At 70.6% G+C, this 19278-nt stretch carries 21 protein-coding genes and 1 pseudogene; 11 read left to right on the forward strand and 11 right to left on the reverse strand.

Features of this window, described 5'->3' with window-relative positions; translation table 11 throughout:
- Positions 1–266 precede the first annotated feature (266 nt).
- Together DFR50_RS27710 and DFR50_RS27715 are read right to left on the reverse strand one after the other, a co-directional pair.
- Positions 267–1547: a DUF5666 domain-containing protein gene (locus DFR50_RS27710; RefSeq protein WP_113892946.1), complete on the reverse strand. Its 1281-nt coding sequence runs from the start codon at positions 1545–1547 to the stop codon at positions 267–269.
- Positions 1544–2428 carry a DUF6502 family protein gene (locus tag DFR50_RS27715; RefSeq protein ID WP_113892948.1) on the reverse strand — a complete coding sequence of 295 codons (885 nt, stop codon included), beginning with the start codon at positions 2426–2428 and terminating at the stop codon, positions 1544–1546. The genes DFR50_RS27710 and DFR50_RS27715 overlap by 4 nt, the downstream gene beginning before the upstream one ends.
- A gap of 117 nt (positions 2429–2545) precedes the next feature.
- Here DFR50_RS27715 and DFR50_RS27720 point away from each other — a divergent pair, with 117 nt between their 5' ends.
- Both DFR50_RS27720 and DFR50_RS27725 read left to right on the forward strand, forming a co-directional pair.
- Complete coding sequence (locus tag DFR50_RS27720; RefSeq protein WP_113892950.1) at positions 2546–2809, forward strand: hypothetical protein; 264 nt, start codon at positions 2546–2548, stop codon at positions 2807–2809.
- 8 nt (positions 2810–2817) lie between these two features.
- The gene (locus tag DFR50_RS27725) at positions 2818–4335 is read left to right on the forward strand and encodes a hypothetical protein (protein ID WP_113892952.1); all 1518 of its coding nucleotides are present in this window, start codon (positions 2818–2820) and stop codon (positions 4333–4335) included.
- Positions 4336–4526: 191 nt separating this feature from the next.
- Here DFR50_RS27725 and argC read toward each other — a convergent pair whose 3' ends face one another.
- Both argC and DFR50_RS27735 read right to left on the reverse strand, forming a co-directional pair.
- Positions 4527–5441 (reverse strand): N-acetyl-gamma-glutamyl-phosphate reductase, encoded by a 915-nt coding sequence (gene argC, locus DFR50_RS27730; RefSeq protein ID WP_113892955.1) that lies wholly within the window; start codon positions 5439–5441, stop codon positions 4527–4529.
- Between the two features lie 102 nt (positions 5442–5543).
- Positions 5544–6014 carry a hypothetical protein gene (locus DFR50_RS27735; RefSeq protein WP_147262953.1) on the reverse strand — a complete coding sequence of 157 codons (471 nt, stop codon included), beginning with the start codon at positions 6012–6014 and terminating at the stop codon, positions 5544–5546.
- 103 nt (positions 6015–6117) lie between these two features.
- Here DFR50_RS27735 and DFR50_RS27740 point away from each other — a divergent pair, with 103 nt between their 5' ends.
- The 3 genes and pseudogenes from DFR50_RS27740 (at position 6118) to DFR50_RS27750 (ending at position 7734) form a co-directional block, all read left to right on the forward strand.
- Entirely contained in the window at positions 6118–6345 is a 228-nt protein-coding gene (locus DFR50_RS27740; RefSeq protein WP_113892959.1) for a ribbon-helix-helix protein, CopG family, read from the forward strand.
- A gap of 15 nt (positions 6346–6360) precedes the next feature.
- A pseudogene (locus DFR50_RS27745) lies at positions 6361–6780 on the forward strand (type II toxin-antitoxin system VapC family toxin); the annotation flags it as partial.
- 108 nt (positions 6781–6888) lie between these two features.
- A complete protein-coding gene (locus DFR50_RS27750; RefSeq protein WP_113892963.1) occupies positions 6889–7734 on the forward strand; it encodes a bile acid:sodium symporter family protein in 846 nt (281 codons plus the stop codon).
- A 289-nt stretch (positions 7735–8023) separates the two neighbouring features.
- Here DFR50_RS27750 and DFR50_RS27755 read toward each other — a convergent pair whose 3' ends face one another.
- The 4 genes from DFR50_RS27755 to DFR50_RS27770 all read right to left on the reverse strand — a co-directional run bounded on the left by DFR50_RS27755 (position 8024) and on the right by DFR50_RS27770 (position 10195).
- Positions 8024–8260: a hypothetical protein gene (locus tag DFR50_RS27755; protein ID WP_113892965.1), complete on the reverse strand. Its 237-nt coding sequence runs from the start codon at positions 8258–8260 to the stop codon at positions 8024–8026.
- 171 nt (positions 8261–8431) lie between these two features.
- A complete protein-coding gene (gene rpsI, locus DFR50_RS27760) occupies positions 8432–8914 on the reverse strand; it encodes a 30S ribosomal protein S9 (RefSeq protein WP_113892967.1) in 483 nt (160 codons plus the stop codon).
- A gap of 3 nt (positions 8915–8917) precedes the next feature.
- Entirely contained in the window at positions 8918–9391 is a 474-nt protein-coding gene (gene rplM, locus DFR50_RS27765) for a 50S ribosomal protein L13 (protein WP_113892969.1), read from the reverse strand.
- 351 nt (positions 9392–9742) lie between these two features.
- Positions 9743–10195, reverse strand: coding sequence for a PaaI family thioesterase (locus DFR50_RS27770; protein ID WP_113892972.1), 453 nt, complete (start codon positions 10193–10195; stop codon positions 9743–9745).
- Positions 10196–10619: 424 nt separating this feature from the next.
- Between DFR50_RS27770 and DFR50_RS27775 the strand changes: the two genes are divergently transcribed.
- Both DFR50_RS27775 and DFR50_RS27780 read left to right on the forward strand, forming a co-directional pair.
- Positions 10620–11579, forward strand: a complete 960-nt coding sequence (locus DFR50_RS27775) for a TAXI family TRAP transporter solute-binding subunit (RefSeq protein WP_113892974.1) — start codon at positions 10620–10622, stop codon at positions 11577–11579.
- Positions 11576–12076, forward strand: coding sequence for a CinA family protein (locus DFR50_RS27780; RefSeq protein ID WP_113892976.1), 501 nt, complete (start codon positions 11576–11578; stop codon positions 12074–12076). Before DFR50_RS27775 ends, DFR50_RS27780 begins: the two co-directional genes overlap by 4 nt.
- Positions 12077–12089: 13 nt before the next feature.
- Here the strand turns inward: DFR50_RS27780 and DFR50_RS27785 are convergent, their stop codons facing one another.
- The 3 genes from DFR50_RS27785 to tpiA all read right to left on the reverse strand — a co-directional run bounded on the left by DFR50_RS27785 (position 12090) and on the right by tpiA (position 13839).
- A complete protein-coding gene (locus DFR50_RS27785) occupies positions 12090–12545 on the reverse strand; it encodes a type II toxin-antitoxin system RatA family toxin (RefSeq protein WP_113892978.1) in 456 nt (151 codons plus the stop codon).
- A gap of 33 nt (positions 12546–12578) precedes the next feature.
- A complete protein-coding gene (secG, locus tag DFR50_RS27790) occupies positions 12579–12965 on the reverse strand; it encodes a preprotein translocase subunit SecG (RefSeq protein ID WP_113892980.1) in 387 nt (128 codons plus the stop codon).
- Between the two features lie 115 nt (positions 12966–13080).
- Positions 13081–13839 carry a triose-phosphate isomerase gene (gene tpiA / locus DFR50_RS27795; RefSeq protein ID WP_113892982.1) on the reverse strand — a complete coding sequence of 253 codons (759 nt, stop codon included), beginning with the start codon at positions 13837–13839 and terminating at the stop codon, positions 13081–13083.
- A 122-nt stretch (positions 13840–13961) separates the two neighbouring features.
- Here tpiA and DFR50_RS27800 point away from each other — a divergent pair, with 122 nt between their 5' ends.
- From DFR50_RS27800 to DFR50_RS27815, 4 genes are all read left to right on the forward strand, one after another.
- On the forward strand, positions 13962–15857 hold the full coding sequence (locus DFR50_RS27800; protein WP_113892984.1) for a peptidylprolyl isomerase: 1896 nt from the start codon (positions 13962–13964) through the stop codon (positions 15855–15857).
- Between the two features lie 3 nt (positions 15858–15860).
- Complete coding sequence (gene trpE / locus DFR50_RS27805) at positions 15861–17384, forward strand: anthranilate synthase component I (RefSeq protein ID WP_113892986.1); 1524 nt, start codon at positions 15861–15863, stop codon at positions 17382–17384.
- Between the two features lie 174 nt (positions 17385–17558).
- Positions 17559–18068, forward strand: coding sequence for a MarR family winged helix-turn-helix transcriptional regulator (locus DFR50_RS27810; RefSeq protein WP_113892988.1), 510 nt, complete (start codon positions 17559–17561; stop codon positions 18066–18068).
- A gap of 66 nt (positions 18069–18134) precedes the next feature.
- The gene (locus DFR50_RS27815) at positions 18135–19169 is read left to right on the forward strand and encodes a LysM peptidoglycan-binding domain-containing protein (protein ID WP_113892990.1); all 1035 of its coding nucleotides are present in this window, start codon (positions 18135–18137) and stop codon (positions 19167–19169) included.
- The last annotated feature ends 109 nt before the right edge of the window (positions 19170–19278 follow it).

Genomic DNA, 19278 nt, shown 5'->3' on the forward strand with positions numbered 1-19278 from the left:
GGGCGACCTCTCTGAATAGGGTCAAGTCGTTCTCGCAAAACAACTTTTGCCTGATTCGGACGCCCGATGCACCCATCCTGTGTGAGAAATCCGGGTTAGCGCCGTACTCCAATATGCTACCGCATATACAACCTGCGGCGCAAGCCGATCCGCGGCCAGACGTCGCCGGCGGCGGCTTCCCGCGTCGGAAACGGCGCAGTTCGGGCGTCCGGGCGGCGACGCCTCCCGCCCGTTCCGCGAAGTCCGGTGAGGTCAGCTCAATCCGCTCAGCGCACCGGCCCGCCGAATCCGCCGGGACCGAACCCGCCGCCGCCGAACCCGCCCGGCCCGAACCCGCCGGGACCGCCGGGACCGCCGAACCCGCCCGGCGCGCTCAAACCGCCTGGCGCGCCAATGCCGCCGACGCCCCCGCCCAAGCCCGGAACGGGGCCGCTTCCCGGGGCGAACGGCCGGGCGGCGCCCGGCGCCATGGACCCGGCGGGACTCATCGGACCGGCGCGGCCCAACGGGCCTCCGCCGCCGATGGCGCCCTGCCTTGGAGCGCCTCCCGATCCGCCCGGATGGACGCCGCCGCCGGGCCCCTGCCCGCCGCCCGGGCCGCCGCCGCCCCCTCCCCGCCAGCCGCCGGACGGCCGGAAGCCGCCGCGGCCGTCGGGAACGCTGACCCCGCGCGCGACCAGCGCGCCGTTCGCCGCGAGTTCGCCGCGAATCACCACCGGATGATTGGCGGGGCGGAGGCCGGCCGCGTCCTCGACCGGCACGCCGCCGGCGGTGACCAGGGTCCCGTCGCGCTCCGCGACGAAGGTCTCGACCGACACGGCCGTCACGGGCCCGAGCGCGCCGACCGCGTCGAGGGTCATCGTGCGGACGGCGAACACGCCGTTCTCGATCGCGCCGCGCGCCAGGACGCGCTTGCCCACCGCGCCGGGATCGGCGCCGATCAGCGTCGCGTCGCCGATCCGGAACGCGCCCGAGGCGTCGCGGCCGAGCAGGCCGGCGATCTGGTCGGGCCCGGACGCGCGCTTCTCCACCCAGCTCGCGACGATGGTCTGGTCCGGCCGTCGCAGGCCGCTGACGGCCACCCGGTCGCCGACCGCCAGCCCGCGCCCCATCTTCGCATCGGCGAGGTCGACGCTCTGGCCGAGAATTGTGAGGCGCCGCCCGTCGATCCGGGCGATGGTCCCGACGACCTCGCTGGTGATGACGATCGCGTTGGTCGTCCAGTGTCCGTCCTTCGGCTCGGCGACGCAGCGCGCCACCTCGCCGATCCGCATCCGGCTCGCAGGCGCGGCCTCGCCGTCGATCCGGATCAGCACGCCGGACGGGTAAGCGATCCGCTCGCCGTTGACCCAGACGCTGCCGAACTTGCGGATCGTGCCGATGAAGCCGGTGCCGCCGATGCCGTTGTCGCCGGGCTTGAACCCCGTGCCGCCGATGCCATTGTCGCCCAGGGTCTTCGGCTTCTCGCCGGCGAGCGCCGGCCCGGCCGCGAGCAGGGCGACGAGGCGCAGGACCTGACGGCGGCTGAAAAGGCTGTTGGCGCTCACGCGGCCGCCCCCCCATTCGGGTCCGGGGGCGGCGGATCTTGTCCAGCGTCGGGCGGCCGGCTCGACCCCTCCTCCTCCTCCCGATAGAGGTACAGACCAAAGTTCCAGCGCCACGTCCCGCCCGGGTCGCGGGCGTAGGCCGCCTGCGCCTCGCGATTGACGGTCTGGAGCGCCTCCCGGGCGACGCGGCGCGACAGCGCCAGCATCGCCTCCGCCATCTCGCGCGAGACGCCCTCGTAATGCACGGCGCGCTCGAAGAACGGCGGCTCGGCGGCGAGGATGTTCGCAACCGCGGCCGCGACATGGTCGTGCAGGTTGCGGCCGAAATAATAGAGCTGGCGGTCGTCGCCGGAGCGCGGGGCGAAGGCCGCCTCCTCGAGGCGAATGCGCCCGTCGCCGTCGACGGCGACCATGCCGCGATCGAGCCATTCGTCCAGCACGGCGCGTGGGCGCACGTCGCGCGTCACCGATTCGACCAGGTCCTCGTAGGTCGGGCCGTCGCCGGGATCGCCGGCGCGCCTGAGCGCGCGCGGCGCGCCGGCGGCGTCGGTGAATTCGGGCGCCGCGATCCAGCGCGCGAGGATCATGCTGGAGCGCGACACGCTGGCCGGCGCGAGCCGCACCGGCGCCCCCGCCCCGCGCAGCCGGCGAACCTCCTTGCGGTGAATGCCGGTCAGAAGGCTGACCCGGCTGTCCGTCTGCTCCTTGGCGGCGAGGGCGAAGTCGTACTCGGCCACGTTGACATAGAGCTCGCGCAACAGGTCGCACAGCGCCGGAAACGTCAGGCCGCTGCGAATGAACAGCCGCACCAGCGGCCTCAGCAGACGCGCGATCGGCGACTGAAGGCGCGCGGCGTCGGGCGGAGAAGCGGCGTCGGTCATCGCCCGTCCTATAGCGCGGTTCGTCGTGGGATTAAATCCCACACTTTGCGCCGAACCGTTGACGTGGGAAATTTTCCCACGTAATAGGGAAACACGCAACGCTCCTGGAGTCGCGCCATGCCCCTGATCGCCGTACTCGCCTCGACGTCCCCGTTCTCCGCCCGCGCCCACCTTCAGGCGCTCGGCCGCTCCGCCGCGGTAGCGGTCGTGGGCGTGTCCGTGTGGATCGCCCTGGTCTGCTCGGCGTCGTCTCACGCCGGCGCCGACGGGAGGGATCCAGTCAATGCGCCCGCCTGGACTCTCGGCGCGTCGACCAGCTTCGACGCGGGGCCCGCCTTCCGCTCGGGCGCGATGTCGTCTTGCGCCGCGACTTACGAATAGGCCCGCGAATGCTCAGGACATTCAGTCCGGACAGCGCGGCCTTCAGGCTGGCGCTGGCGGCGTCGCTGTTTCTCATCCTCGTGGGAACGCGCGCCGCGCTGATCGGCTTCGCCGGCGGCGCTACCCCCTATATGGACGAATGGGACGGAGACTGGGGCGGCCTGATCAAGCCCTGGCTCGACGGGCGCCTGACGGTCGACGCGCTCGTCGCGCCGTTCAACGAGCATCGCATCCTGTTCACGAGGCTGCTGGTCCTCGCCCTCTTCAATCTGTCGGGCGCCTGGGACGTCGTGCTGCAAATGATCGTCAACGCGATCGTGGGCTCGGCCGTCGTCGTCGTCGTCGCCCTCGCGCTCGCGCGCGTGCTCGATGGCGCGTGGGCGGCGTCGGCGATCGTCGCGATCGCGCTCGTCAACGTCGTCCCGATGGCGTTCGACAACATCCTGCTCGGCTTCAACAGCCATTTCTATCTGCTTCCTCTCCTGTCGCTGTTCGGCCTCCGGCTCGCCGTCTCCGCCCCGGCCTGGTCGGGACGATGGGCGGCCGGCGCGCTGATCGGCGCGGCCTCGTACTTCTGCATGGCGTCGGGGGCGCTGACGCTCGCCGCGCTCGCGGCGACGCACGCGATCCAAATGGCGTGCGGACGACGCCGGGGAGCGGCCGAAGCGCTCGGAATCGTCGCGCTCGGCGGCGCGACCCTCGTCATGATCGCCTTCGTGCCGCACGTTCCGGAGTCCGACGCGTTCCGCGCCCGGTCGCCGGGCGAATTCCTGTCGGCGGCCCTCGCGCTCGTGGAATGGCCGGGCGGCTGGGTCTTCGGCTTGCTCCTGCCGCTGCCCTCGCTGCTGTTCTGCCTTCGCGTCTCGGCTGATCGGCCCGACCGCCGCGATCCGCGCTGGTTCAACGTCGCCGCGCTCGCGTGGGTAGCCGGACAGATCACGGCGATCGCCGTCGGGCGCGCGCAGGGGGTCTTGATGAGCCGCTACTTCGACACGCTCGCGCTGGGGCTCGCAATCCACTTCGTGTCGGCGTTGTGGCTCCTGCAGACGCAAGCCGACGGGCAAAGGCGGCGAAAGGCGGCGCGCCTCGCGTTCGCCGCATGGGTCGCGGTCTTCGGCGTCGGCCTCATCCACGCCGAGCGGCATCTGCCGCGCAAGATCGAGGCGTGGCGGGAGGACGTCGAGACGGGGGGTGAAAACATCCGCTTCTATCTCGCCACCGGCGACGCGTCCTTCATCTCCGGACGCCCTGGGTCGTCGATCCCCTTTCCGTCGCCGGATCGCTTGCGCGCCTATCTCGATGCCCCCGAGGCGCGCGTCGGCCTGCCGCCTGAACTCCTGTCGAGGCAGCCGCATCCGACCCGCGTCGGAGCGATCAAGCGGGACTTCGTGCGCTTCGCCCCGGCCTCGGTCGGACTCGGCGCCGTCGCGCTCGTCGCGCTCCTCTGGCGATGGTCCAGCGGTTCGCGCGCCCGTGCGGGCGCCAACGGCGCGATCGACCGGGCGTTCCGGGAGGCGTCCGCCTGACCAACTACGCCGTGGCCTTTTTCCGGATCGGCGGCGCGCGCCGGATTCCGCCGAGGCGCGAGAGCGGGATCAGGGGGCGCGGACACCCTTTGCGCCGACGACGCCGCGTCGGCTCAGGCTTCTGCGATCGCATCTGGCCGGGCGACGGCTCGGCAGCCGTCTCCCTTCCGGCCGGCGCCGCCGGCCTTCCCTTAGCGCCCGAGCATCAGCATCAGATTCTGCACCGCCGCGCCCGACGCGCCCTTGCCGAGGTTGTCGAACTTCGCGACCACGACCGCGTGCCGGCGGCTTTCGTTGGCGAACACGTGGATCTCGATATCGTTGGTGCCGTTGAGCGATTCCGGCTCTATCCGGGCGTTCCCCGCGTCAGCGAACGCCTTGAAATGCGCCTGCCCGCGGTAGTGGCCGTCGTACGCCGCCTTGATGTCGGCGAGGGTGGGCTTGCCCGGCAGCGCCTCGAGATGCAACGGAATGCTGACCAGCATCCCCTGGCGGAAATTGCCGACCGAGGGGACGAAGATCGGCCGCTCGCTCAGGCCCGAATAGAGCTCGATTTCGGGCAGATGCTTGTGTTCGAGGCCGAGGGCGTAGAGCTCGAACGCCGGCGCCTTGCCGCTCTCATAGGCCTCGATCATCGACTTGCCGCCGCCGGAATAGCCGCTGACCGAGCCGATCGACACCCGCGCGTTCGCCGGCAGCAGGCCCGCTTGCGTGAGCGGCCGCAGGAGCGCGATCGCGCCGGTGGCGTGGCAGCCCGGATTGGTGACCTTGCGCGCCTTCGCGACGGCCTCGCCCTGCCCGGCTGCGAGCTCGGGGAAGCCGTAAGTCCAGCCCGGGGCGACCCGGTGGGCGGAGGAGGCGTCGATGACGCGCGGGGCGCGGTCGCCGAGCGCATCGACCAGTTTCGCCGCCTCCTTGGCCGCTTCGTCCGGCAGGCAGAGAATGACGACGTCCACGTCCTCGTAGACCTTGCGCTTGGCGGCGGGGTCCTTTCGCGCTTCGGCCGAGATGCTGACGAGTTCGATCCCGCTTCTTCCCTCGAGCTTCTCGCGGATCTGCAGGCCCGTGGTGCCGGCCTCGCCGTCGATGAAGATGGTCGCCGCCATTGCCGCCGCTCCACGAAAATCCTGCGCGCGGTGTTTGGTGCAAACCCCCGTCATGGTCAAGGCGGCGCGTTTCGCCTCGTGGCGTTCGCGCTCGCGCGGCGGTTACGGCCGCGCCCCGCGCAACTCGGCGAGCAGCCGCTCGACCGTCGCGAGGCGAAGCTGCAACTCGGCGTTCTCCGCCTGAACCGTGTTGACGTCGGCGTGCAGCGCCTCGATCTCGCCGGCCGTGACGTTGGCGCCGGCGAAGTCGTTGAAGGCGGCGCGCAGCGCCCGGGTTTCCTGATGCAGCACGGTCAGCGAGCGGCAGATCAGCGGCAGACCGTCGAGTTGGGCGCGCATCGGCGCCAGCTTGGCGTCCAGACCCGAGATCTGACCCTCCAGCCCGGCTGCCCTCGCGTCCAGACCGGAGACCGCGGCGTCGAGGCCGAAGACCTTGGCGTCCAGCCCGGCTGCCCGCGTGTCCAGGCCGGAGACCTTGGCGTCCAGAAGGGCGATTTTGGCGTCCAGGTTCGCGAGCTGGACGCCGAGCGGCGCCAGTTCAGAACGCAGGGCTTCGAGCGTGAGATCGGTCATCGGCTCGACTTGTATCACATTGTTGGCATGACAACGCCAGACGATCGTCATTCTAGCCTAGCTGGTCTGGACATATTGCCATATCCCTCCCATTGTCTTCCGAATGAAGACGACGCTCAATATCGACGACACCGTCATGGCCGAACTCAAGCGAGAGGCTGCGCGTCAGGGACGCACGATGTCCGAATTGGTGGAGACCGCCCTGCGCAACCTGCTTCGGTCTCAGAAGGCGCCGGCGCGGCTCGAGCCGCTTCCGACCTTCAAAGGCGGAGGCTGTCTTGTCGACGTCGCGGACCGGGACGCCTTGTATCAGGCGTTGGAAGGGCGCTAGCGGACGCTCGTCGTCGACACGAACATTCTCGTCTACGCGGCGGACGAGGAGTCTCCTTGGCACGGCGAGTCGTCCCAGTGGCTCGAGCGGCGGCGCGGACAACCTGACGCCTGGTACGTGACGTGGTCCATTCTGTACGAATTCATGCGCGTGACGACGCATCCTCGCGTCATGCGCAAGCCCTGGACAGCGCCGCAGGCGATGGCGTTCGTCTCGGCGCTCCTCCAGTCCCCGGGCCTGGGCGTTCTTGTCGCGACGGATCGCCACGTCCGCGTCGCGGCGCAAGTCGTTTCCGAGCTTCCCTGGATCAGCGGAAATCGCGTTCACGACGCGCATACCGCCATCCTCATGCGCGAGCACGGAGTCCGCCGGATCTGCACGCGGGATAGCGATTTCCGCCGCTTTCCGTTCGTCGAGGTCGTGGACCCGCTCTGACCGGCGTCCGACTTCATGCGACAGGGGGGCCGGCAGAACCCGGAAGACGAGGCGCATGTGGGGGCGCCCGCGCTTCCCGCCGCGGCGTCCATCGGCTAACCGGACCCCATGACCGCGCAAAGCCTGATTCTTCTGGCGCTGAAGGCCAGCATCGTCCTCGCCGTGTTCGCCATCGGCCTCGCCTCCCGGGTCGACGACACGCTGTTCCTGCTGCGCCGGCCGGGGCTGCTGCTGCGCTCGATCCTGGCGATCAACGTCGTCATGCCGCTGGTCGCGGCGGCGATGGCGTGGGTGTTCGATCTGCCCGAGGCGGTCGAGGTGGCGCTGGTGGCGCTGGCGGTGTCGCCGGTCCCGCCGCTGCTGCCGAAGAAGCAGGTCAAGGCGCGCGGCCAGCCGTCCTATGCGATCGGGCTTCTGGTCGCGGCCGCGCTGGTGGCGATCGTGTTCGTTCCGCTCGCGGTCGAACTGCTCGGCGTCGTGTTCCAACTACCGATCCACATGAATCCGTGGCCGATCGCGACGCTGGTGTTCGCGACCGTGCTCGCCCCGCTGCTCGCCGGCGTCGCCGTCCGGCGGCTCGCGCCGGATCTGGCGGCGGGACTGTCGCGGCCGATCGGCCTCGTCGCGACCGTCGTGCTGACGCTCGCCTTCCTCGCCGTCCTCGTCACCGCATGGGCCTCGATCGCCGCCCTGTTCGGAACGGGCGCCTTCTGGGCGGTCGCCGCCTTCGTCGGCGTCGGCCTCGCGGTCGGACACGGCCTCGGCGGCCCCGACCCGCACGACCGCACGGTGCTGGCGCTCGCCGCAGCGACCCGGCATCCCGGCGTCGCCATGGCGATCGTGTCGGCCAATTTTCCCGCCGACAGGCAGGTCCTGCCGGCCTTCCTGCTCTACATCGCGTTCGGGGCCGTGCTGGCGATCCCCTACGTGATGTGGCGCAAGCGCGTGACGTGAGGGCCGCCGCGGCCCAAAACAAAAGGGCGGCCGAAACCGCCCTTTCGGATGCGCAGTCGGAAACCGCTCAGCGCTTCGAGACCTGGAAGGTGCGGCGGGCCTTGGCGTGGCCGTACTTCTTGCGCCGTCGATGAAGATGATCGCCGCGACGAGCCCCGCTCAGTCGTCACCAGGCGCCCGTTCCGCGCCCGTCCTTCGGGCCTGTCACGGTCCAGCCGGCCGGGTCTCCCGCCCCGTCCCGGGGCGCAACGCTATGCCGGCAGAAGCGGACGCCGACGACGCACGACGGTCAGGAGATCTTGAATTCGGCGGTAAAGCGCCTTCCTCCGATCTGCCCTTCGCCGAAGCCGCGCTGACCCGAGGCGCGCCAGACGAAGATGCCGGTTTGTCCGTTCGCGCAGCTGACGGCGCCGGTTCCGGTCCCCGCGCTCGTGAAGGTCACGGGCCCCGAGCACGAAAGGCCCTTGCCGACGAAGGTGATCGTACCGTCGACGAACGTCCCGGCCAGTTTCGACCCGTCCTCCATCTGACCCTCGACATGAAGAGCCGGAGCAGCGCAGCCGGCGAGAGCCGCAACCAAGCCAAACAGGCAGACGACGCGGGTTTCTTCGCCCCTCGCGCGACACGCGAAGACAGCTCCAAAACAGAAAGGGCGGCCGAAGCCGCCCTTTCGCAATGCGCAGGATAGGGAAAACGCTCAGCGCTTCGAGAACTGGAAGCTGCGACGGGCCTTGGCGTGGCCGTACTTCTTGCGCTCGACCACGCGCGAGTCGCGGGTCAGGAAGCCTTCCTTCTTGAGCGCCGGGCGGAGGTCGGGCTCGTAATAGGTCAGCGCCTTGGCGATGCCGTGGCGCACCGCGCCGGCCTGACCGGAGAGGCCGCCGCCGGTGACGGTGACGGTGAGATCGTAGGACGTGGCGCGGTCGGCGACCACCAGCGGCTGGCGCAGGATCATGCGCAGCACCGGCCGGGCGAAATAGACGTCGAGCGCCTTGCCGTTGATCGTCGCCACGCCCTTGCCGGGCTTGATCCAGACGCGGGCGACGGCGTTCTTGCGCTTGCCGGTGGCGTAGGCGCGGCCGAGCTTGTCGATCTTCTGGACGTGGATCGGGCCCTCGACGGACGGCGGGGCGAGGGTCGAGGTCTGCAGTTCGGCCAGGGAGGAGAGTGTTTCAGCCATGGATCAAGCCGCCCGGTGGGTGTTCTTGGGATTCATCGACGCGACGTCGAGCACGACCGGCTGCTGGGCCGCGTGCGGATGCTCGGGGCCCTTGTAGACGCGCAGATTGCCGAGTTGCTTGCGCCCCAAGGGTCCGCGCGGGAGCATGCGCTCGACCGCCTTCTCGACGATCCGCTCCGGGTGCTTGCCCTCGAGGATCGAGCGGGCGGAGCGCTCCTTGATGCCGCCGATATAGCCCGTGTAGTGGTAGTAATTCTTGTCCTCGCGCTTCTTGCCGGTGAGGACGATCTTTTCCGCATTGATGACGATCACGTTGTCGCCGTCGTCGATATGGGGCGTGAAACTGGGCTTGTGCTTGCCGCGCAGGCGCATCGCGATGATGGTCGCGAGCCGCCCGACGATCAGGCCCTTGGCGTCGATGAGAAGCCACTTCTTCTCGACGTCGGCCGTCTTGGTCGAATGGGTCTTGCCGAACATGGGGTTTCCGTGAGGTTTCAAGTCGCGTGCTTTTGCCGGGACCAGCGGGGATTGTCAACACGCAGGCGCCGCGAAAGGCCAGAAAAACCGGCGGTTTCGAGCGTGCGGTATTATGATACCATATAGCGTGGCGGGCCTCTGCGGCGTTCGGCGGCCCTTGGCGCCGGCGCCGCGGGCCGGCTGGACGATGCGACGAGACCGAAGGGCGACGGGACGATCCAGAAGCCACCCGTGCGAACGGCCGAACCGCGGCGCCGCCGACCCAGCCCCACCGATCGGCCCCGCCCGCTGGATCGCCGCGTCGCCTTCGGCTCCTCGCGATGACGAAAAAGGGCCCTTCGGCAGCCGGCGTCAGCCCTCGGCGTCCCCCTTCGCCGGAATCGAATAGGTGCCGGTCGCGTGCGCCACCATCTCGTCCGAGCCTTCGGAGGTGAGCGCCACCTCCCCGACCGCGAGGCGCTTGCCGAGCTTCATCAGCCGCACCCTGGCGATCAGATCCCTCGGCTCGGGCTTGCGCAGGAAGTTGATGGTCAGGCTGGTGGTCACCGCGAGCTTGACCCGGCCGATCTCGTGCAAGATCGCGACATAGAGCGCGAGGTCGCTGAGCGTGAACATCGCCGGCCCCGAGATCGTCCCGCCGGGCCTCAGGTGGTCGGGATGGTAGACCAGCCGCACGGTGGCGCTCATCGGCCCCACCGCCTCGATCGCATAGTCGCCGCGCGCCCAGACCTGGGGAAAGACCTCCGCCAGATAGGCGCGCAGTTCGTCGAGGGTGAAGGGGCGGGCTTTGGCGTGGTGCGGCATCGGCGTCTCGCTGTTTCGGCTGAGTTCGTAACCGCCGGGGCGGCGGGGCGGCAAGGCTTTCCGCCGTCATCGCGACGAGCCCGAGGCGACGCGGCCATCAAGGGTCGCCCGGGAAAACGGTGAAGAGCGGCGCCGCCCGCATTCGGCGGACATCGGCCCGCCCCCTGGATCGCCGCGTTGCGTCGCTCGTTGCGATGACGGCGGAATCGCGCCGCCCTCGGGAGAAACAAAGTTCCATCCCCGACCGCGCCAGGCTTGAACAGCTCCCGCGCGGCCGGGGCGGAAGCATGCGCAAACGGGCCCAGCCCCCACCCGGGATCGCTGATCCGGCGCTGTAGCCGAAATGTCATGAAAACTCGCGAAAGATGCGCCGGGGTTCGGCGTCTCAGGCCCTGAGAGCTTGCGGGCCAGTTCGGGAGAGTTCATGTCCACGCCACTGCGTCTCGCGATCGCCGGCCTTCTGGCCCTGGCGGCCGCCACCCCGGCCTCGCCCGAATCCCTGTCCGAGCGCCGCGCCGCCAAGGACAAGACGGAGACCGTCGAGGTCGAGGTCGCCTGCGGCAAGCTCGACAAGGAGAACTGCGCGGTCGTCATACCCGAGATCAACGCCAAGACCGTCGCCCAGAATGTCCGGCTGAAGCCGCTCGCCTCGAAGGGCAGCGTCGAGTCGGTGGACGGGCTGTGCGACGGCGACGTGCAGGTGGCGGTGGTTCAGGCCGACGTGCTCGCGGCGCGCTCGGCGCGGCCCGATTGCGCCGGCAAGGTCGTCGCCCTCGGCCGCCCGCTCTATCCGTACGAAGGCTTCATGGTGGTGCGCGCCGATCAGCGGGAGAGCAAATTCGGCGACATGGTGGCCGGGCTCGCGTCGGGAACCGTGCTCCGGGTCGCGGCCGGCGGGTCGGGCTCCGGCGGCGATCTCACCCTGCGCAACATCCTCGCCAGCGCGCCGGACTGGAAACAGCTCGTCGACATTTCGCCCGACGGATCGGAGACGGCGCTCAACAAGCTGCGCGACCGCCAGCTCGACGCGTTCTTCGTCATGGACGGGCCGCAGTCGCCGCTGCTTCAGGACGTCCGCGACACGGTCGACCCCAAGACCAAGCAGCGTGTGTTCAAGTTCGTCGACCTGCGTCCGGGCGACAAGCTGCTCGCCATCCCCTTCAACGGTCGCAGCCTTTATGCGACGGTGACGCTCGAATCGGGCTGGTTCAGCGCGATCAAGTCGATCTCGACGCCGGCGGTGATTGCGGTGCGCGACGACTTCTACCAAAAGTATCCCGATGTCACGGCCAAGATCCGGCAGGGCGGCGAGGACGCCTTGCCCGCGATCGCCGCCAAGGCCGGCGCGAGGCCCGACTGGGCGAAGGATTTCGAGCGACGATGACGGCAGGCCTGTTTCCGCAAGCCTATGCGGCGCGCGCCGCGGCGCTGCTCGACCGCTGCGGCCGCGCGGGCCTCAGGGTCGCGACCGCGGAATCCTGCACCGGCGGCCTGATCGCGGGCCTGCTGACCGAGATCCCCGGCTCGTCGGCGGTGGTCGAGCGCGGCTTCGTCGTCTATTCCAACGACGCCAAGGTCGACCTGCTCGGCGTGTCTCCCGCCACGCTCGCCGCCCACGGCGCGGTGAGCGAGGCGACCGCCCGGGCGATGGCAGAAGGGGCGCTCGCGGCCTCGCGCGCCGACATCGCCGTCAGCGTCACCGGCGTGGCCGGACCGGACGGCGGCTCGGCCGAGAAGCCGGTCGGGCTGGTCTGGTTCGGATGCGCGCGACGCGGCGCGCCGACGGTCACGCGGGAACAGCGCTTCGGCGACATCGGCCGCGGCGCGGTGCGGCTCGCATCGGTCGCGACGGCGCTCGCGCTTCTGGAAGCGGCCCTTTGAGCGGAGCGCCGCGTCAGGTCCGGTAGAGTTCATCCGCGCGCTGCTCGAACGCGTCGGCGAACTTGCGAAAGGCGGCGTCGAACATCGTGCCCATCAACGCCCCGAGCGTCCGGCTGCGGAACTCGTAATCGATGAAGAAGGTGACCAGCGACCGCTCCGGCGCCGGCTCGTCGCGAAAGGTCCAGATGTTTTCCAGATGGCTGAACGGCCCGTCGATATATTCGACCAGCACCCGGCGCCGGGGCTTGTCGAGCACGACCCGGCTCGTGAACTTCTCGCGGATCATCTTGTAGCCGACCGACATGTCGGCGATCAGCGTCTCGCGCCCCTGCGCGTCCGGCCGCCGGCTGCGCACGCGCAGGCCGGTGCACAGCGGAACGAATTCCGGGTAGCGCTCCACGTCGGCGACCAGATCGAACATCTGGTCGGAGCGATGGCGGACGCGGCGCTCGTTGCGGAAGGACGGCACGCCTCAGGCCTCCGACGCGCCGCGAGGCGACGGCTAGGGCTTCTGGCCGGGCGCGGGCGCGGCCGGGGCGGCCGGGGCGTTCGACTGGCCCTGCAGCTGCTTCAACTGGTCGAGAATGTTGGCCGGGACGACCGGCTGGGGCGCCTGCTGGCTCGCCGGCGCGACCGGGCCGCGCATCAGGATCGAATGCGGCGTCTTGCTCCAGCCGGCGATGATCGACATCAGGATCGAGGTGACGAAGAACAGCGTGCCGAGGATGGCGGTCGCCCGCGACAGCGCGTTGGCCTGACCGCGCCCGGTCATGAAACTGCTCGAGCCGCCGCCCGCCCCCAGGACGCCGCCCTCGGAGCGCTGGAGCAGCACGACCGCGATCAGCGCGACCACGATCAGAATGTGAATGACGATCAGGACCGATTGCATGTGCGGGAGCTTCTCAACGACGAAAGCGCCGGCCGCGAAGGCCGGCGCATGAAATTTGGCGCGCTCGTATCACGGAGCAAGGGGCGCGTCCATCGCGCCGCGTCGAAACCGGTCGTCAGCGATAGGCGGCGGCGATGGCGAGAAAATCGCTGGCCTTGAGGCTCGCGCCGCCGACGAGGGCGCCGTCGACATTGTCGATGCCGAGCAGCTCCTTGGCGTTGGCCGGCTTCACCGAGCCGCCGTAGAGAATACGCACCGTCGCCCCGCCCGCGCCGTAGATTTCGCCGAGCAGCGCCCGGATCGCCTTGTGCACCTCGGCGACGTCGGCCGCGGTGGGGGTCAGGCCGGTGCCGATCGCCCACACCGGTTCGTACGCGACGACGACGGTGTCGGGCGCGCCGTCGGGAGGGGTCGAGCCGCGCACCTGGCGCGACACGATGGCGATCGCCTCGCCCGCCTCGCGCTCGGCGCGGGTCTCGCCGACGCAGACGATCGCGACGAGCCCGGCCTTCAGCGCCGCTTCCGCCTTGGCGCGGACGTCGGCGTCGGTCTCGCGGTGATAGGTGCGGCGCTCGGAATGGCCGACGATGGCGTAGGTCGCGCCGAGGTCCTTGAGCATGACGGCCGAGGTGTCGCCGGTATAGGCGCCGCTGGCGTGGGGGCTGCAATCCTGTCCGCCGAAGGTGACCGGTCCGCCCTCGAGTCTGGCGGCGGCCGCGGCGATCAGCGTGAACGGCGGGCAGACCGCGAGTTCGGCGGCGCCGGCCTCGCCGGCCTCGACCGCCTTGCGCATCGCCTCGATCTCGGCGAGCGACGCCTTGAGTCCGTTCATTTTCCAGTTGCCTGCGACGAGCGGGCGCACTCCGGGGGTCATGGGCGTCGTCTCCTGGGGGTGGTTCGGACGGTAGTTATCATCGGCCTGAACCCTATGCAAAGCGGCCCGCTGCGGCTAATAGGCGCGGTTTGAGGCGGGGACCGAACGAGGCGAAGCGACGAATGCTCGAATCCATGCGCAACGCGGCCCAGGGCGTGGTCGGCAAGGCGATCATGACCGTCGTCATGGGGCTCATCATCGTGAGCTTCGTCATCTGGGGCGTCGGCGACATGCTGCGCGGCTTCTCCGCCTCCAACGTCGCGTCCGTCGGGCCCGCCAGGATCTCGGCGCAGGATTACCGCTACGAGTACCAGCGCACCCTGCAGCAGTACCAGCGCCGCCTCAGGCAGCCCTTCACCAACGAGCAGGCGCGCGCGATCGGGCTCGACCGCCAGGTCCTGCAGCGCATGATCAGCGAGGCGGCGATCGACGCGGAGACGAGCAAGCTCGGCCTCGACGTCTCCGACGACGCGCTGCGCGCCATGATTGTCGGGAACCCGGATTTCCAGGACAAGTCCGGCGCGTTCGACCCGCAGAAGTTCGCCGGGCTGTTGCGCGACAACGACCTGAACGAGCGCTTCTACGTCGCCGAGATGAAGAAGAACGCGCTGCGCCAGTTCATCCTCGCGGCGCTCGCCAGCGGACTGACGGCGCCGAAGGCGATGGCCAGCGCCGAGGCGGCCTACGACGGCCAGACCCGGTCCGCCGACACCTTCGTGCTGCCCGCCTCCGCGGCGGGCGACATTCCTGCCCCGTCCGACGACACGCTCAAGGCTTATTACAACGACCGCAAGTCGAGCTACCGCGCGCCCGAATACCGCTCCTTCGACGCCGTGGCGCTCGAGCCGGAAACGCTCGCCGACGCCGGCGAGGTCAGCGACGCGGACGCGAAGGCGGCCTACGCCAGGGTGGCCGGCAAGGACCCCAAATACGGCGCGCCGGAAAAGCGCGACCTCGATCAGATCCTGTTCCCGAGCCAGGCCGAGGCCGCCGAAGCGGACGCGAAGATCAAGGCCGGCGCGAGCTTCGACGACATCGTCAAGGCGCGCAACCTCAAGCCCGACGACATCGCGCTCGGCCCGACCGCGCGGGACGCGATCATCGACCCGGCCGAAGCCGAGGCGGTGTTCGCCTTGCCCGCGGGCGGCGTCAGCGGCGTGCTGTCGAGCCAGTTCGGACCGGTCATCGTACGGGTGAAAAGCATAACGCCCTCGACCGTCAAGCCGTTCGCCGAGGTCGCCGACGACGTCAAGCGCCAGATCTCGGCGGGCCGCGCCGGCGACAAGATCCAGGCGCTGCACGACAAAATCGAGGACCTCAGGGTGTCGGGCAAGCCGCTCGCCGAGGCGGCCCGGGACGAGGGGCTGAAGACGATCTCGGTCGCGGCCGTCGACGCCTCCGGCAAGGATCCGAGCGGCGCCGAAGTCGCCCTGCCCGCCCGCGCGGAGCTTCTGAAAGCCGTGTTCGCCTCCGACGTCGGGCTCGACGAGGCGCCGCTCCCGACCCGGGACCGCGGCTTCGTCTGGTTCGCCGTGTCCAAGGTCGAGCCCTCGCACGAGCGCTCCTTCGCCGAGGCGAAGCCGCAGGTCGAGGCGCAATGGCGGGCGGAGCAGGTCGACAAGGCGCTGGCCAGCAAGGCCGACGACCTGGTCAAGGACCTGCGGTCGGGCGCGAGCGTCGCCGACGTCGCCAAGAGCGTCGGCGCCCCCGTCAGGAGCGTGACCGACATCCGCCGCGGCGACAAGGCGAGCCTGCCCGAATCGGTGGTCGCGGCGATTTTCCGCGAGCCGGCCGACGGCGTCGGCTCGGCCGCGGTCCCGGGCGGGCGCGCCGTGTTCAAGATCACCGCGGACAAGACGCCGCCGGTCGCCGCGATCGATCCGGCGGTGAAGGCGACCGCCCAGCAGCTCGACGAGGCGGTGCGGGAGAGCGTGATCGATCAGTACATCGCCTCGCTCCGCCGCTCGCTCGGCGTGACCGTCAACCAGACCGTGCTGCAATCCGCCGAGGGGGGCTGACGCATGACCATGATCCCCGATTACGACGCCCTCGAGCGCGCCTATCGGACCGGCGCCGCGACCGTCGCGGTGACCACGCTCGTCGCCGACCTCGAGACGCCGGTTTCGGCCTACCTCAAGCTCGCGCGCGGTCGCGCCGGCAACATGTTCCTGCTCGAATCGGTCGAGGGCGGCGCGCAGCGCGGGCGCTATTCGATGATCGGCCTCGATCCCGACCTCGTTTTCCGGGCGACCGGCGAGCGGGCCGAGATCAACCGCCAGGCGCTGCGCGACCCCGAGGCGTTCGTCCCCGCGACCGGCGATCCGCTGGCGGCGCTGCGGGCGCTGCTGCGCGAATCGCGCATCGACCTGCCGCAGGGCCTGCCGCCGATGTCGGCCGGCGTGTTCGGCTATCTCGGCTACGACATGGTGCGGCGGATGGAGCGGCTGGCGCCGGCCAAGCCCGACCCGATCGGCGTCCCGGAGATGCTGCTGATCCGCCCGACCGTGATGGTGGTGTTCGACGCGGCGCGTGACGAGATGGCGATCGTGACGCCGATCCGCCCGGCCGAGGGCGTCTCGGCCCGGGCCGCGCACGAGGCGGCGCAGGCGCGGCTCGACGCGGTGGTCGCCGCGCTCGAGGCGCCGCTCGACCATGCGCCGGGCGAGCCGGCCGACCCGCTGGTCACCGCGGGCGAGCCGGTCTCCAACACCACCGCGGCGGAATACGAGGCGATGGTCGGCGGCGCGAAGGACTACATCGCCGCCGGCGACGCCTTCCAGATCGTGCTGTCGCAACGCTTCGAGAGCCGGTTCGATCTGCCGGCCTTCTCGCTCTACCGAGCGCTGCGACGGGTGAACCCGTCGCCCTACCTGTGCTTTCTCGACTTCGGCGGCTTCCAGATCGTGGTGTCGAGCCCGGAGATCCTGGTGCGGGTGCGCGACGGCAAGGTCGTCATCCGGCCGATCGCCGGCACAAGGCCGCGGGGCAAGAGCCCGGGCGAGGACGCCGCGCTCGAAGCCGAGCTCATCGCCGACCCGAAGGAGCGCGCCGAACATCTGATGCTGCTCGACCTCGGCCGCAACGACGTCGGCCGGGTCGCGGCCATCGGCTCGGTTCGGGTCACCGACAGCTTCTTCATCGAGCGCTACAGCCACGTCATGCACATCGTCTCGAACGTCGAAGGCGCGCTGAGGGGCGACGTCGACGTTGTCGACGCTCTCGCCGCGGGCTTCCCCGCCGGCACCGTGTCGGGCGCGCCAAAAGTGCGGGCGATGGAGATCATCGACGAACTCGAGAAGGACAAGCGCGGCATCTACGCCGGCTGCATCGGCTATTTCGGCGCCGGCGGCGAGATGGACACCTGCATCGTGCTGCGCGCCTCGGTGGTGAAGGACGGCAAAATGCACGTGCAGGCGGGCGCCGGCATCGTCTACGATTCCTCCCCCGCCGCCGAGCAGCAGGAATGCGTCAACAAGGCGAGCGCGCTGTTCCGCGCGGCCGAGGAGGCGGTGCGGTTCGCGGCGCGCGGCAAGCGCGGGCAGTAGCGGCGGCGGTCGGGCGCGGGGCCGCGCCCGCTTGATGCGCGGCCCCGAGACAGGCGGCCGGCGCCGCGGGAGCGCGGGCTCGTTCAGGGTCAGGCCCCGGGGGCGAGCGAAAAGCCGCGCTGTCGTGAAATCGTCGTATAAGGCGAGGGTCCGCCGCCCACGGGATTCGCAAGAATGACAATGCCCTCTCTTCAGACAGTCCCGGAGTCGGAAGCCGAAGACGACCGGCGCTCGGCGCTGGCGATCGACATGGACGCGTTCATTCCGGCCGCGCTGACCAATCTGGCGCAAAAGATCACGGCGACGGCGTCGGCGACCTACCGGCCGCGCTTCGGCGTCGGCATCACCGACTGGCGGGTCATCGCGCTCCTCGCAGCCGAACCCTGGATCGCGCCGGTGCAGATCTGCGAATCGACCGGCCTCGACAAGGCCGCGGTCAGCCGGGCGCTGCGCGATCTCCTGGCGGAGGGATTGATCGAGGCGCGCGCCGGAGACAGCAACCGGCGGCGCGTGCCGGTGGCGCTGACGGCGAAGGGCCTCGCCGTTCACGACCGGATCGTCGGCCTCGCGCTCGAGCGGCAGGAACGCCTGCTCGAGGGGTTTTCGGCGGAGGAGCGCGCCCAGTTGAGGGATTTCATCGTCCGCATGCGGCGGCGGGTGGAAACCATCAAGGCGTCGGACTGAAGCCCCGGCGCCCGACTGTCCCCGCGCGCGGCGCTGGGGTATGATCGTCCCCGAAAGCGAGCGAACATGACGTCGCAGACAACGCTGATCTGGGCGGGAGCGACCGGCGCCGCGGTTGCGGCCGTGGCGGCGGCGGCGATCGTCCTGACCCATTCCTTCGCGCCGAACCCGGCGCCGGCGTTCGTCGCGGCGCCGGCGGCGAACGGGCCGGCCCGCTCCGCTCCGGAGGCGACAATCGCCGCGGCGCCGCCCGAGGCCGCCGCCGCGGCTGCGACCAAGCCCGCCTTCGACGTCGTCAGCGTCGAGCCGGGCGGCGAGACCGTGGTCGCCGGACGCGCCGCGCCCAACGTCCGGGTCGCGCTGCTCGACGGCGCCCGGACGCTCGGCGAGGCGACGGCCGACGCGCGCGGGCAGTTCGTCATCATTCCCGATCCGCTGGCCCCCGGCGATCACAGCCTCGTGCTCGCGACCGGCTCGGCGCCGGCGGAGCGCTCGAACCCGGCGCCGGTGTCGGTCGCGGCCCCCCCGCCTCCGGCGGCCGCCGGCCCGGCGCCGCGGTCCCCGCCGCCGGCGCCCCCGGCGGGTTCGCCCGCCCTCGCGATCCGATCGGTCGAAGCCGACGCGCAGGGGCGGCTGGCGGCGATCGGCGCCGCCGCGCCGAACGCCACCGTCCGGCTCTACGTCAGCGGCGGTTTCGTCGGCGACGCGAAGGCCGCCGGGGACGGGCATTGGTCGCTGACGATCGAGCGCGGCATGCTTCCGGGCCCCTACGTCATCCGCGCCGACCAGATCGGCTCGGCGGATGCGAAAGTGGTCGCGCGCGCGGAAGCGCCGTTCAGCGTCCCGGCGCTGGCGCCGACGCAGACGCCGCCCGCCGCCCCGGCGCCCGCGTCCCGCTCGCCCGCCGACGTCGTGGTCGATTCGGTGCAGACCCATCACGTCGAGCGCGGCCACACGCTCTGGGGAATCAGCCAGAAGTTCTACGGCGACGGCTCGCGCTACGCCGTCATCTTCTCGGCCAATGCGGGCCAGATCCGCGACCCCAACCTGATCTATCCCGGCCAGACCTTTCTCGTGCCCTCGCGCGCGCCGGCGCCGTGACCGGCCGGGCGGCGCCGGCCCGCCTCCGCCCGTCCGCGCCCACCGGCTGGCCGTTGGCGCGGCGCGCGCCCCTCCGATACTGTTGCGCCGCCTGTTCCGCGCCTGAGCC

It is taken from the genome of Roseiarcus fermentans (genome assembly GCF_003315135.1).
Lineage (GTDB): Bacteria > Pseudomonadota > Alphaproteobacteria > Rhizobiales > Beijerinckiaceae > Roseiarcus > Roseiarcus fermentans.

What these genes read in the sequence shown, in the direction of transcription:
- DFR50_RS27715 (WP_113892948.1), bottom strand. Translation starts at nt 2,428, where the DNA reads ATGACCGACGCCGCTTCTCCGCCCGACGCCGCGCGCCTTCAGTCGCCG.
- DFR50_RS27720 (WP_113892950.1), top strand. Translation starts at nt 2,546, where the DNA reads ATGCCCCTGATCGCCGTACTCGCCTCGACGTCCCCGTTCTCCGCCCGC.
- DFR50_RS27725 (WP_113892952.1), top strand. Translation starts at nt 2,818, where the DNA reads ATGCTCAGGACATTCAGTCCGGACAGCGCGGCCTTCAGGCTGGCGCTG.
- argC (WP_113892955.1), bottom strand. Translation starts at nt 5,441, where the DNA reads ATGGCGGCGACCATCTTCATCGACGGCGAGGCCGGCACCACGGGCCTG.
- DFR50_RS27735 (WP_147262953.1), bottom strand. Translation starts at nt 6,014, where the DNA reads ATGACCGATCTCACGCTCGAAGCCCTGCGTTCTGAACTGGCGCCGCTC.
- DFR50_RS27740 (WP_113892959.1), top strand. Translation starts at nt 6,118, where the DNA reads ATGAAGACGACGCTCAATATCGACGACACCGTCATGGCCGAACTCAAG.
- DFR50_RS27750 (WP_113892963.1), top strand. Translation starts at nt 6,889, where the DNA reads ATGACCGCGCAAAGCCTGATTCTTCTGGCGCTGAAGGCCAGCATCGTC.
- DFR50_RS27755 (WP_113892965.1), bottom strand. Translation starts at nt 8,260, where the DNA reads ATGGAGGACGGGTCGAAACTGGCCGGGACGTTCGTCGACGGTACGATC.
- rpsI (WP_113892967.1), bottom strand. Translation starts at nt 8,914, where the DNA reads ATGGCTGAAACACTCTCCTCCCTGGCCGAACTGCAGACCTCGACCCTC.
- rplM (WP_113892969.1), bottom strand. Translation starts at nt 9,391, where the DNA reads ATGTTCGGCAAGACCCATTCGACCAAGACGGCCGACGTCGAGAAGAAG.
- DFR50_RS27770 (WP_113892972.1), bottom strand. Translation starts at nt 10,195, where the DNA reads ATGCCGCACCACGCCAAAGCCCGCCCCTTCACCCTCGACGAACTGCGC.
- DFR50_RS27775 (WP_113892974.1), top strand. Translation starts at nt 10,620, where the DNA reads ATGTCCACGCCACTGCGTCTCGCGATCGCCGGCCTTCTGGCCCTGGCG.
- DFR50_RS27780 (WP_113892976.1), top strand. Translation starts at nt 11,576, where the DNA reads ATGACGGCAGGCCTGTTTCCGCAAGCCTATGCGGCGCGCGCCGCGGCG.
- secG (WP_113892980.1), bottom strand. Translation starts at nt 12,965, where the DNA reads ATGCAATCGGTCCTGATCGTCATTCACATTCTGATCGTGGTCGCGCTG.
- tpiA (WP_113892982.1), bottom strand. Translation starts at nt 13,839, where the DNA reads ATGACCCCCGGAGTGCGCCCGCTCGTCGCAGGCAACTGGAAAATGAAC.
- DFR50_RS27800 (WP_113892984.1), top strand. Translation starts at nt 13,962, where the DNA reads ATGCTCGAATCCATGCGCAACGCGGCCCAGGGCGTGGTCGGCAAGGCG.
- trpE (WP_113892986.1), top strand. Translation starts at nt 15,861, where the DNA reads ATGACCATGATCCCCGATTACGACGCCCTCGAGCGCGCCTATCGGACC.
- DFR50_RS27810 (WP_113892988.1), top strand. Translation starts at nt 17,559, where the DNA reads ATGACAATGCCCTCTCTTCAGACAGTCCCGGAGTCGGAAGCCGAAGAC.
- DFR50_RS27815 (WP_113892990.1), top strand. Translation starts at nt 18,135, where the DNA reads ATGACGTCGCAGACAACGCTGATCTGGGCGGGAGCGACCGGCGCCGCG.